A 12,143-nucleotide genomic window follows, 5' to 3' on the forward strand; every position below is an offset into this window, starting at 1 on the left:
GCACCATGGCACAGAGCACTTCTACTTCTGGCAACCAGCCGCTTATCGAGCTCAAGCACGTCGATAAGCACTATGGCGATCTGCACGTCCTCAACGACATCAATCTCTCGGTCGACCGCGGCGAAGTCGTCGTCGTGATCGGCCCCTCGGGCTCGGGCAAGTCGACCATGTGCCGAACCATCAACCGCCTGGAAACCATCGACTCGGGCGAGATCCTCATCGAGGGCGAGCCTCTGCCGCAGGAAGGCAAGGATCTTGCCCGCATGCGCGCCGAGCTGGGCATGGTGTTTCAGCAGTTCAACCTGTTCGCGCATATGACGGTGCTGCAGAACGTCATGCTGGGGCCGGTCGACGTGCTGGGCGTGTCCAAGGAGGAAGCTCGTGAGCGCGCCATGGACCTGCTGAGCCGCGTGGGCGTTGCCGAACAGGCCGACAAGGTGCCCGCTCAGCTCTCGGGCGGCCAGCAGCAGCGCGTGGCCATTGCCCGCTCGCTCGCCATGCAGCCCAAGGCCATGCTCTTCGACGAGCCCACGAGTGCCCTTGACCCCGAGATGATCAACGAGGTGCTCGAGGTCATGGTCCGCCTGGCCCAGCAGGGCATGACGATGATCGTCATTACGCACGAGATGAACTTCGCCCGCCGCGTTGCCGACCGCGTCGTGTTCATGGCCGACGGCCAGATCGTGGAAACCGGCGCGCCCGACGAGTTCTTCGACCATCCCCAGACCAAGCGCGCCCAAGACTTCCTCAACTCCATCAAGGGCCACTAGCCCAATTGCCATATCCGCTCGCCATGACCATCCAAACTCGAAAGCAACACCTATGATCGGAACTCGCACTTCATCGTCATACACCCCGCACGTCAACGTCGACCCCGCCGACCGTCCGCTCATCCTGGTGGCGCCGCGCTGGGAAGAGGCAAAGCCGTTTTTAAGCGAGACACTCTCCCCCAACGAGGAAATCGCAAGTGTCTTTGTCGATGCCATTCTTGCTGCCGGCGGCCTGCCGCTGCAGATGTCCATCACCGAGGACATTGAGGTCATCCGTCATTACGTCGACATCGCCGACGGCATCGCCATCCCCGGCGGCCCCGATGTCAATCCCAAACGTTGGGGCGATGATCGACCCTACGACCCCACCCTCTGCTGCGAAATCCGCGATAGTTTTGAGTTTAAGCTGGTCGACGAGGTACTCCGCGCCAAAAAGCCGCTCTTTACCACCTGCCGCGGCACGCAGCTGCTCAACGTCGCCACCGGCGGCACCCTGTGCATGGACGTGCCGAGCCTGGGCGCGCGCGAGGGCCGCACGCAGTGGCGCCATACCCACGTGCTCAACGACCCTGTGCATCCTGTCGAGGTCGTGCCGGGCTCGCTGCTGGAGCGCGCGGTTGGCGGGCACAGGCTGATCCAGACCAACTCCGCACACCACTGCTGCGTCGATCGTCTGGGTAAAAGCACGCGCTTGGTCGCCAAGGCAACCGACGGCGTGCCCGAGTGCATCGAAGTCGAAGGCCAGCCGTTCTGCCTGGGCGTGCAATGGCACCCTGAGTACACGTGGAAGACGCTCGAGACCGACTTTGACCTGTGGAAGTCGTTTGTCGAGGCAGCGGCCAAGGTTAAGCGGGCTCGCTAGCTCGCGAATCACACAGGCTTAAACCTTCCATGCCAGGGGGGGCGGACACCAGCTACGGTGCCCGCCCCCCCCTGTATTTGATATGCTCGGTATGATTATCCCTCACAAACAATCAGAGAAATCTCGACCGCAATCGGTCGACAGTAAAGCAAATGGCAACAACGCTTGCTACGTTTATGAGACAGTCAATTAAAATCGAAATGCATTGACCATTCCCCAACGGGGTCACGCCGCAAATCCACATGAGCATCGAGGCTGGAAGCGGAAGCATGGAATTGGCCCCGATCTGTATGTAGATCGCTACGACGTTGACAAGCAGCAGCATGCCAATCGGACCGAAGCCGGCCCCAAAATAGGAAACAGCGATCACGCAAGAGACCACATATGCAAGACAGACGGCACTCGCCAGAAGAAGTCGATAGCAAAATACATGCAGGTTGAAATACTGCTGAGCATCCGAAACGATTGCGCAGTTAAGACAGTACAAAACGACACTCGACAGGACAAACGCGCCCAAAAGGGCAAAAGAAGATAGCACCACTCGCGCAACGATAGCGCACACACGCTTCCCTCCCCGAGCCTCCGACAACCCCCACGGTTCCTCGACAAAGCCCGAACTGACAAAGCGCGGCACAATGCAAGCCGCGATGAACGGAAAGAACAATGCATGGGCCAACGGGGCTACGTTGAACAGCAGACCGCGAAAAACCTCTGCATTGCCAAATAGAAGGACATCCTCCGCCGATAGCCGAAGCGTCGGGTCTGGGAAAAAACCCAAGAAACTGTTCTCACGGAGGCTACAGAACCACATCGGGAAAGAATTAAGCTGCAATATCACCATGTACGCATAAATTACCAGGATTAAGGCGTACGCCCATTTGCTCACATGCTTCAATTCTAACTGGAGAAGTCTTTTAATCTGACGAGCCATTGAGCACACCCCCAGCGCGAAAGCTCAAGAGAGCGTAAATCAATACCGATAGACAGCTGGCTGCCACGCCATATCCCAGAAGCGTCAGCTGCCCCATATCGCTATACCCAAGGGCACATCCGACTCCAAGGTACGGCCCCGGAAGGAAGAAGATCCATCGCAAGGATGGTATAGGTGCCTGAAGGAAGGCTCCGTAGAGCGTCAAGCTCATGACAAATCCGACTATCACCACGGCCCCACTCAATACAGCGCTGCCCGTTATCCGATAGATGGTCACCGTCTCCAGCGCAACCGATATCACCAATACGGCGTTGACTATCATTGCAGGCAAAAATACAGTTAGTATGTTGTGCGAGTAGTTATGCCCTCCACGTATTATGGCTATTGCAAAAAGAAGAAGGCAAAGCGCGCTATACGCTGCGCCAATTATTAAAGCAGACGAAAATGCATGGGCTAGAGCCCCATAAAAGCGGTTGAGACCTCTTGCCGAAGAAATTCGGTGCCCCTCTTTATAGCCATGCTCCTGTAAAAGCACCAAACAAACGATGAGTGGAACGAACAGGGATGTACCGGCAAAAGCGCTGCGCGCAAGGGACTCATCAGGCGCAGAAGGATCGATTGCATTCCAGAGGAAACCAATATCCTCCCCACAAACGCCATAGCCAAAGGCGAGCAACGTTGTTCCGTTTTTTAGAAAGATGCCGAAGAGAAGGCCGAACGCCAGCATAAGCGCAAGACCAAACTTCGCCGGAAATATCCTGTGCAAACGCATCATATCTGCCTTTATGGGATGGATCGCCCGCTTCATAGCGAGACCGCCTTCATCAAGCGCCTGTAATACTCTTTTAGGGATGGCGCCTCATCCCTTATGACGTCCATCGATTCCTTTTTTAGCAGTTCACCGTCATGAAGAAACAGGCAGCTTGTTGCAACCGATGCCAGCTCATCCAAGTCGTGGCTAGAGATAAGCATGGTTTTGCCCTGCTCCCGATTCAATCGACCGATAAGGGCCCATATACTCTCGATGCCCAACGGATCCAATCCATTTGCCGGCTCATCGAAAATTAGTACGTCGGTGTCGCCCAATAAAGCCGTAGCTATATCCAGTCGCCGTTTCATTCCCAGAGAAAAACTGCTCACGCTCTTTTTCTCATCGACGTCCAGCCCGACTAGGCCCAAGACGCGAGGAACCTCACGTTTCTCATCGAGTCCCCATTCCGCACATCGGATCCGAAGATTCTCAGCCGCACTGAGGGATTGGTATGCTCCGCAGGAATCTGGCACATAGCCGACACGCGTCCGCATCAAGCTCAGCTCTTTTTTCGACTTGCCTCCAAAGAGCTCCACGCTCCCCGACGATGGCTCACAGAGGCCCAGCACTATTTTAATAAGCGTGCTTTTGCCCGCCCCGTTTGCACCAACAAGGGCGCAAAGCTCAGACTGATCCACCTCGAAGGAAACGTCATGCAAAACGCGGCGCCTCCCATAGCGCTTTGACACCCTTGATAGCCTTATCGTCGATGCGTTCATTGGCCTCCCGTTCCGCTTGATAGCAAAACCGCTCATATCGTTCCTTCTTTACTTTATCGTTTTCCATAGTTGTTATTGTTTTTCGATAACTCATATTTGCCAAGATAATCTAAAAGAAAGAACCCGTGTTAGACACGGGTCCCTTCACGCTGATATTTCGTTTTAGTTGTTCGCCTTAAGCTACTCGTCGCTCAAATCGACAGCAAAGACTGATGTCGGAAGCGACGCCTCATTGCCTCCGCCGTCCCGCATCTGCCTCACAACGTTTTTTGCACGCTCAACAATAAGCTCCTCAAGCTCTTTCTCACTCACGCGCTGAATAATATCTCCCGGTTGACAATCAAGCTCATCACAGATATCGAGGAGCGTCTTTAGGCGAATAGCTTTTATCTTTCCGTTTCTAAGCTTTGAAATATTAGCCGGAGTATGCCCCGTGGCGCGAATCAGATCAGCGCTGGTCTTTCCGGTCTTAAGCAGCTGCGTCTCAAGCTCGATGATGAGATAGCTCATGTTTCCTCCTACACAAGCTCGTCAGACTGCTCTTGGAGCAGCGAGGCATAACTCCAGATCGCCGAGATAAACAGACAGACAACCGCGCCGATAAGCGACCCCGCATCAAAGGCAATGCCTTGGCAAATCTCAATAACGAAGGAATGAGGCACGATGTAAAGCTCCAGTCCGCCAATGGTGAGATTGACCGATTCATAGGCACCAACAAACGAAACCACGGCGTTAACAGCAAAGGCAAGTGCAAGAACACGGATAAGCCGCACATGCGCCTTGGTAAAGGGCGAGACGCCCCGAGAGATGTTATGGCTGATTCCGCACAGAACGACAAGCGAAACACCCACGACGAGTGCCAGGCACAGCCCGCTTGGGATAACGATGCTCCCGCCATCGAGAAGCGTCACGACACCGAAAGAATCGACAGAAACAACGTTTGCAACCGCATACCAGATCACGTAAACAGCCAACGCGGCAAAAGCGACGAGCATTCCCGCAAAAACGACCGCCATGCAAAAGCCAAGCTTCCTTACAGTCTCGCCCGCCTTGGCCATACGCTGAACGCTGTTGGACATACACTCACCCTCATCGACTCTATCGTTATTCGAACAGTTTATCGAACAACGATATGGATTGCATGCGGAAAGCCCCGCCAGTGCGCATGGGCCATTCACTAATCAGAAGGGGTGAGAGTGGATTTTTGGACATGTATCGAACGAGAGTGGACAATCTCCCACTTTGAGGCCGCCACCGGGCCTAAAACGGGAGATTATCAACTCTCATAGTCATCAAAGCTCGCGAGCTCTTACTCGGCCGCCTCGCGCAAGGCCGACATCGTTGCCGCATATTGCTGCTGCAGCGCATGCATTCCCTCGCGAGCGCCGTCAACGGCATCGGCGCCGCGCAGCGCTTCGGTCACCACAACCGCCGGCTCGTACAGATTATCGAATCCCAGGTTCTGGCTCACGCCCTTGAGCGTGTGCGCTGCCATAAACGCACCTTCGGCGTCTCCTGCCGCCATGGCGGCCTCCAGCTTGCCCATGCTCTCGTCATCCAAAAACTTGAGGGCAAAGCGGGCAAGCATTTCCTCGCCCATCAGCCGAGCGCAAGCGTCATCATAATTGGCACCGATCTTCTCATACGCCTCACGCATGGAAATCATGGATTAAAACTCCTTTGGTCAAACTAAATCGTGGGAAACGCAACGACGTCGGCGGGGCGTGCCAACGTCTCGGCAATTTGGTCTTGCACCTCGAGCAGGCAATCGAGCAGCAGCGGGTTAAAGGTGCCGCACTTACCGTCCAGGATCATCTGGATCGCCTCCTTGTGCGGGATAGCGTCCTTGTACACACGCACACTCGTCAGAGCATCGTACACGTCAGCCACCGAAACCACCTGCGCGGCGATGGGGATATCGTCGCCCTTGAGGCCATCGGGATAACCCTTGCCGTCCCAGCGCTCGTGATGCCAACGCGCAATCTGGTACGCATATTCCATAAGCGCATTGCCGACGTGATGGCGGCCCAGCTCAAGCAACATGTCGGCGCCCATCGTGGTATGCGTCTTCATAATCTCGAACTCCTCGGGCGTAAGGCGCCCGGGTTTGTTGAGAATTGCATCGTCAATCGACATCTTGCCGATATCGTGCAGCGCCGAAGCCAGGGCAATCGTAGAGCGTTCCTCATTGTCGAGGGAGATCGTGCCGCTACGCTGGACCAGACAGCCAAGCAGCAGCTCGGTCAGCTTCTCGATGTTCGTAACGTGCCTGCCGCTCTCGCCATTGCGAAGCTCCATAACGCCGGCCATGATGTCGATGAGCATGCGACTGTTCTTGACGCGCTCGTTGTACTGCTGGGACAGCAAACTCGTCAGGCGGCGCTGTTTGGCGTATAGGCGGATGGTGTTGCTTACACGCCGGCGCACGACACGGGAGTCAAACGGGCGGTTGATATAGTCCGAGGCGCCCAGCTCGTACGCGCGCAGAACCATATCATCGGAATCTTCGCTCGAAATCATGATGAAAGGCAGATTGTCGATACCCGATCGGCGCGACAGATCGGCCAGCACCTCAAAGCCGCTTATGCCCGGCATGACAATATCCAGCAGCACGAGCGACAACTCATCGCCATAGCGGTCGACCATGTCGAGCGCCGTACGACCGTTGTCGGCCTCGAGGATGCAATACTCGTCCTTGAGCATCTCGTTGAGAATGGCTCGGTTCATCTCGGAGTCATCGACAATAAGCACCAAAGGCTTTTCGCTTTGGAAGGCTTCGATGGAATCGGCATCGGTCACGACCGTACCGGCTTTTGCCTTAGCGCGGCTCAATAACTGGACAGCGCGGCCAACTCCTTCATCGACCGTCTCGCCATGAATGCGAACACCGCCAACACATGCCGTCAAGCTCACGTACTCATGGCCCGGAACAATCGTGGCATGAACGGCATCGGACACCTGATGCAGGCGACGGGTGAAGTCATCGGAGGGAATATTGGGCATGACGACCACAAACTTGTCGCAGCCATAGCGTACAAGCTCGTCAGTCGAACGAATTCCGCTGCGTATGGCTGTCGCCACAGCACCGAGCGCAAGGTCGCCGGCATGACGGCCACACGTATCGTTGAAGACCCTAAAATCATCAAGGTCGATCACCGCAACGCCGGCATTCATGCGGGCGCTACGGAGCTTTTCCTCGTAATATCGGCGATTGCGCACACTCGTCAGCACGTCGGTGTAGACGAGGTCCTCTTCTGCAGCCTCTTGCTCATCGATCGGACGCACCATCAGCAGGACGTGAGGCTCGCCCTCGACCTTTAGAGGGCGCAGGCGAGCGCGGTACTCGGTACCATCATTGAGCAGCTGCTCCGATACATCATCGGAACCTGCCAAGGCCTCAAGACTCGACTGACGCAGACAAGGGCAGCGATCGCCGGCGAGCAAGCAGTTAGGCTCGCTCTTAATCTGATCGGCCGACAACAAACGCACCACGGGGTAGGTCTTCGCGACGCGGGCGACCTCGGCGGCAGCCTCCTCGTCGGTTAGATTGACCTCGTGATTATTGAGCATATGGGGCCCTTTCGATAGTTTCGCATGGTAGCGGTGGGTTCCAAATGTTACAAGGGTAACACCTTGCCGATGCAGGCAAGCACGTGAATGCTGTTACATTTTTATGAGTTGGCAGGCGGCGCGATTGAAGCCGCAGACGTGAGGTTTTGAGCACATTTGTTAACACGGCCGAAACGTTTGCGAGTGAAGACTGTTTTGATTTTTACGGCTGTTAGAGCTCCAGGATGCTACGGACAGTCTGGGCAGCCGCTGCCGGGCGATCGCGCAGGCCGTTGTGCGCGCCCGGGATTGTCACAAGGGGGCAATCGAGATATTCGGCAGCCGCTCGCGTGCCAGCCTCGCGGGGTGTATCGACCGAAAGCTCGCCCAAAAACACGGCCGACACCGCCTTTGACGCGCGGACGCGCTCCCAGTCGGGAGCATATGTCATATTTGTTCCGTATTCATTAGCCATAAAGCAACGACCATTGCGCAGGGCATGTTTGGCTTCCGCTTCGGTCGTCCCGGGAGCTTCGGGGTCCAAGTCGCCGAGGGCTCCCAAGAAAAGCCGGAGCGCCCTTGAAACCTTTCCAGCCGCAATCATATCGAGCAAAACCGGAGCTGCGCCCATGCCGACGCCTTCGGCCGACACAGCCGGCTCATGCAGAATCGCACGGGCGACGAGATGGGGTTCGGCGCGAAGAAGCTCCAGCGCCACCAACGTACCGGCGCTATGCGCAAGCACATTTGTCGGAGCGCCAACGTGTTCGATCACGGCTTGCAGGTCGGCGGCCTGAGCGGCAAGATCATAGCTGCCGTCTGCCGCATCGCTGCTGCCACCGCAGCCGCGGCGGTCGTAGGCAATTACGCGGTAGTTGCGGCTGAGCTCACAAGCGATACCGTCGAAAAATGTGCCGTCGACACAAGCGCCGTGCACGCACACCAAGGCAGGAGCATCAGGCGACACATCTGGGCCGGCATATTCGCGACAGGCAATCGTGGTGCCCGCATTCTCGACCGTAAAATTCATGTTGTGCCCCCATCATCAATGCTCATCCAGTTGCACGTCAGCGCGGTTGGATGGACCCACATTGCCTTACACCTTGTTAACAGATTAACTTTACCCGACCCGAGGCTTTTCATGGCGCGGCATAATGGGCGACGTGAAAAAACGAAACTTGTAAAGCAAGAGCCCGCACCTTGCTTTGGAGCCGATGCTATGCTTAGGCACAATTGTCTTGAGGAGCATATGCCTATGTCTACGTTTTTGAATGCCAGCCCCATCTTTGGGCCCGTTCGCAGCCGTCGCCTTGGTCTCTCGCTCGGCGTCAACATGATGCCGGCCAGCGGCAAAATCTGCACGTTCGACTGCATTTACTGCGAAAACGGCCTCAACGCCGAGCGCCCCTGCCATGAGCCGTACAACACAGCTGCCGTGGTACTCGACGCGCTCGAGGCAAAGCTGCGCGAGATGGCAGCCGAGGGCGAGCTCCCCGATGTGATCACCTTCGCAGGCAACGGCGAGCCCACCGCCGCACCGGAGTTTCCGCAGGCCATCGCCGGCGCCGTCGCGCTGCGCGACGAGCTTGCCCCAAACTCCAAGATCGCCGTGCTCTCCAACGGCACGCGCGCCGACCGCCCCGAGGTGCACGACGCGCTCATGATGGTCGATGACAACATTCTTAAGCTCGATACCGTCGACCCGGCATTTATCCAGCTGCTCGACCAGCCCGTTGGCCCCTACGACGTCGAGCACCAGATCGAGACGTTCGCAAGCTTTGACGGTCACGTTATTATCCAGACGATCTTTTTGACCGGTGAGTATCAGGGCAAGCCCATCGACAACACCGGCGAGGAGTACGTCGCCCCCTGGCTCGCGGTGCTTGAGCGCATTCGTCCGCAGGAGGCGACCATCTACACGGTCGCGCGCGAGACACCAGTCGCCGGCCTTGCCAAAGCAGCGCCCGAGGTGCTCGACGCCATTGCCGCGCGCGTGCGCGCCCTCGGTATTCCCTGCCAGGTGAGCTACTAGCAAAACCACGCAGCAGCTAGTGCCCGCCATCCCGCCCCATCAGTTGCGGTGATATAGTTCCTATTTGTGCTGTTAAACCGCTTAAATCGGAACTATATCACCGCAACTTTTATGGCCGCGTGGGTGGGCTATACTAGCTGCGAATGAAAGGAAGTTAGCCATGTATGACAAAGGACCCGTGCCCGGCCGCAACGACGCTTGCTGGTGCGGCAGCGGCAAGAAATACAAGAAATGCCATAGCGCCTTTGATGAGCGCCTCGAGCGCTTGTGGGAAGAAGGCTGGGAGGTTCTGCCTCGCACGCTCTACAAGACTCCCGCCGATATCGAGGGCATCAAGCGCTCGGCAGCCATCAACGTGGGCGTGCTCGATTATGTGGGCGAGCATATCGCCGCAGGCATGACCACCAACCAGATCGACCAGATGATCTACGACTACACCGTCGAGCACGGTGGCACGCCGGCCGACCTCAACTACGAGGGCTACCCCAAGAGCGTGTGCACCTCGATCAATGATGTGGTCTGCCACGGCATTCCCTGCGATACGGACGTGCTGCACGAGGGCGACATCATCAACGTAGACTGCTCCACGATCTTGGACGGTTACTTTAGTGATTCGAGCCGCATGTTCTGCATCGGCGAGGTCTCGGCCGAGCGCCAGCGCCTGGTCGACGTCACCCGTGCCAGCGTGGAGGCGGGTCTGGCAGCCGTCAAGCCATGGCTACCGCTCTCCGTTATGGCCGAGGCAGTACAAAAGACCGTCGAGGACGCCGGCTTTAGCGTGGTGCGCGAGTACGGCGGACACGGCATCGGTAAGGAGTTCCACGAGGACCCGTTTGTGGGCTTTACCACCGAGGCGCCCGATGTGGACACCATCATGGTGCCGGGCATGGTCTTTACCATCGAGCCCATGGTCAACGCCGGAGCGCCCGACATCAAGATCAGCAAGGGCGACGGCTGGTGCGTGCGCACCAAGGACGGCAGCGATTCGGCCCAGTGCGAGGTACAGCTCGTGGTGACCGAGGACGGCTACGAGCTGCTGAGCTGGTAGCCGTGGATGCGCCGGGCTTCACGATGGATATGTTAACCATCGCGAAGCCCGGCGTTTTTATAGCGTTTTGCCTGATAAAACCCGCCAAAATAAACCTGTCCCTTTTTGGCGGGTCAAGCGGAAAGGACTACTTGTGAACATCTTGGTTTTGCTGCCCGTCAACGACCACCATCGCGCAATTCTTGAGTCGAGCGCTCCGGGCGAGGACTTTATCTACACGAGCGCCGACGCTATCACGCGCGAACAAGTCGCCAACGCCGACGTGATCTTGGGCAACATCGACTCTGACATGCTCACGGCATGCGAGCATCTCCAGCTGCTGCAATTGCAGACCGCCGGCTATGACGACTACCTTGCCGCCGGCACCGTGCCAGCCGACGCCAAACTGTCTTGCTCGGTGGGCGCCTACGGCCAGGCCGTGAGCGAGCACATGTTTGCCATGGTCCTTTCCATGATGAAGCGCCTGCCCGGCTATCACGACTTGCAGCGCGAACATCGCTGGGAGGATTTGGGGCCAGTTACCTCGCTCAAAAACGCCAACGTGCTGGTGCTGGGCGCGGGCGATATCGGCGGTCACTTTGCCACGCTCTGCCGCGGCATGGGCGCGCACGTCCGCGGCATCAAGCGCCATCCACTCGTCTACCCCATTGTGTTTGAGGACATGGACGGCATGGACGCCCTACCTGAGCGCCTGGCAGAGGCCGACATCGTCGCATCCTTTATGCCGAGCACGCCCGAGACCCGCGGTCTGGCGAACGCCGAGTTCTTTGCCGCGATGAAACCAGGTACCTTCTTTGCCAACGGCGGCCGCGGCGACCTTGTGGTCACCGATGACTTGGTTGCCGTTCTGGAGTCGGGACATCTCGCCGGCGCCGCGGTCGACGTCACCGACCCCGAACCGCTGCCCGCGACAAGCCCCCTGTGGGATGCGCCCAACATGCTCATCACGCCGCACGTCTCCGGCTGGTTCCACCTGGCAGCCACGCTCAACAACGTCGTCGACATCGCCGCGGAGAATCTGCGTCACCTGCAGGCCGGCGAGACCCTGCGCTGCTGGATCGAACACTAAGAATTACGCCGTTTTACAAACGGCGTAATGAGCCGACGCTGCGACTGGGGAGGCCGGGGCTATCCGTCTTCTTGCTGCGGGTGCCTGGGGCGGGGTTCGGCGTGCATTTTTGGGAATATTCAGTGCCCGAGGGGGCTGCATACCGGATTCTGGGCGAAAGGCAGGCGCCGCGGGCAGCAACCTGTGGAAAATGAGCGGTCCTCGGGGCGTTGGGGGTGCGAAATCGGGACATTCGGCGCGGTTTCGCGCGCCCGTTCTTGCGCCTGTGGGCCCCGGATGCTGAATATTCCGGAATTTGCACGGCGCCCCCAGGGGTACCTGTGGGCGGAAAGCGACCGACCCACCGAAATAT

13 protein-coding genes are annotated in these 12,143 nt (G+C 57.7%); 5 read left to right on the forward strand and 8 right to left on the reverse strand.

Annotated elements, in window-relative coordinates; all coding sequences use genetic code 11:
- Window positions 1-5 precede the first annotated feature (5 nt).
- A complete protein-coding gene (locus DW661_RS00090) occupies window positions 6-770 on the forward strand; it encodes an amino acid ABC transporter ATP-binding protein (RefSeq protein WP_117736130.1) in 765 nt (254 codons plus the stop codon).
- A gap of 52 nt (window positions 771-822) precedes the next feature.
- Window positions 823-1,632 (forward strand): gamma-glutamyl-gamma-aminobutyrate hydrolase family protein, encoded by an 810-nt coding sequence (locus DW661_RS00095; RefSeq protein ID WP_117637640.1) that lies wholly within the window; start codon window positions 823-825, stop codon window positions 1,630-1,632.
- Between the two features lie 112 nt (window positions 1,633-1,744).
- On the opposite strand, the gene DW661_RS00100 is transcribed toward DW661_RS00095, so the two are convergent.
- From DW661_RS00100 to DW661_RS00135, 8 genes are all read right to left on the reverse strand, one after another.
- Window positions 1,745-2,563 (reverse strand): hypothetical protein, encoded by an 819-nt coding sequence (locus tag DW661_RS00100; RefSeq protein ID WP_118934062.1) that lies wholly within the window; start codon window positions 2,561-2,563, stop codon window positions 1,745-1,747.
- A complete protein-coding gene (locus DW661_RS00105) occupies window positions 2,547-3,371 on the reverse strand; it encodes a hypothetical protein (RefSeq protein ID WP_117584142.1) in 825 nt (274 codons plus the stop codon). The genes DW661_RS00100 and DW661_RS00105 overlap by 17 nt, the downstream gene beginning before the upstream one ends.
- Window positions 3,368-4,129 (reverse strand): ABC transporter ATP-binding protein, encoded by a 762-nt coding sequence (locus DW661_RS00110; RefSeq protein WP_117584143.1) that lies wholly within the window; start codon window positions 4,127-4,129, stop codon window positions 3,368-3,370. The genes DW661_RS00105 and DW661_RS00110 overlap by 4 nt, the downstream gene beginning before the upstream one ends.
- A gap of 144 nt (window positions 4,130-4,273) precedes the next feature.
- The gene (locus DW661_RS00115) at window positions 4,274-4,603 is read right to left on the reverse strand and encodes a helix-turn-helix transcriptional regulator (protein ID WP_089572320.1); all 330 of its coding nucleotides are present in this window, start codon (window positions 4,601-4,603) and stop codon (window positions 4,274-4,276) included.
- Between the two features lie 8 nt (window positions 4,604-4,611).
- On the reverse strand, window positions 4,612-5,172 hold the full coding sequence (locus DW661_RS00120) for a hypothetical protein (RefSeq protein WP_118934064.1): 561 nt from the start codon (window positions 5,170-5,172) through the stop codon (window positions 4,612-4,614).
- Window positions 5,173-5,402: 230 nt separating this feature from the next.
- Window positions 5,403-5,759, reverse strand: a complete 357-nt coding sequence (locus tag DW661_RS00125; RefSeq protein WP_199579107.1) for an Hpt domain-containing protein — start codon at window positions 5,757-5,759, stop codon at window positions 5,403-5,405.
- Window positions 5,760-5,782: 23 nt separating this feature from the next.
- On the reverse strand, window positions 5,783-7,663 hold the full coding sequence (locus DW661_RS00130) for a diguanylate cyclase (protein WP_118934066.1): 1,881 nt from the start codon (window positions 7,661-7,663) through the stop codon (window positions 5,783-5,785).
- A gap of 211 nt (window positions 7,664-7,874) precedes the next feature.
- On the reverse strand, window positions 7,875-8,672 hold the full coding sequence (locus tag DW661_RS00135) for an alpha/beta fold hydrolase (protein WP_118934068.1): 798 nt from the start codon (window positions 8,670-8,672) through the stop codon (window positions 7,875-7,877).
- Between the two features lie 225 nt (window positions 8,673-8,897).
- Between DW661_RS00135 and DW661_RS00140 the strand changes: the two genes are divergently transcribed.
- From DW661_RS00140 to DW661_RS00150, 3 genes are all read left to right on the forward strand, one after another.
- Window positions 8,898-9,674 carry a radical SAM protein gene (locus DW661_RS00140; RefSeq protein ID WP_118934070.1) on the forward strand — a complete coding sequence of 259 codons (777 nt, stop codon included), beginning with the start codon at window positions 8,898-8,900 and terminating at the stop codon, window positions 9,672-9,674.
- 160 nt (window positions 9,675-9,834) lie between these two features.
- Window positions 9,835-10,722, forward strand: a complete 888-nt coding sequence (gene map, locus DW661_RS00145; RefSeq protein WP_117584149.1) for a type I methionyl aminopeptidase — start codon at window positions 9,835-9,837, stop codon at window positions 10,720-10,722.
- 133 nt (window positions 10,723-10,855) lie between these two features.
- Complete coding sequence (locus DW661_RS00150) at window positions 10,856-11,791, forward strand: D-2-hydroxyacid dehydrogenase (RefSeq protein ID WP_118934072.1); 936 nt, start codon at window positions 10,856-10,858, stop codon at window positions 11,789-11,791.
- Window positions 11,792-12,143: the final 352 nt, after the last annotated feature.

Origin of the sequence: Collinsella sp. AM24-1 (genome assembly GCF_003470325.1) — a bacterium.
In the GTDB taxonomy this organism is placed as follows: domain Bacteria; phylum Actinomycetota; class Coriobacteriia; order Coriobacteriales; family Coriobacteriaceae; genus Collinsella.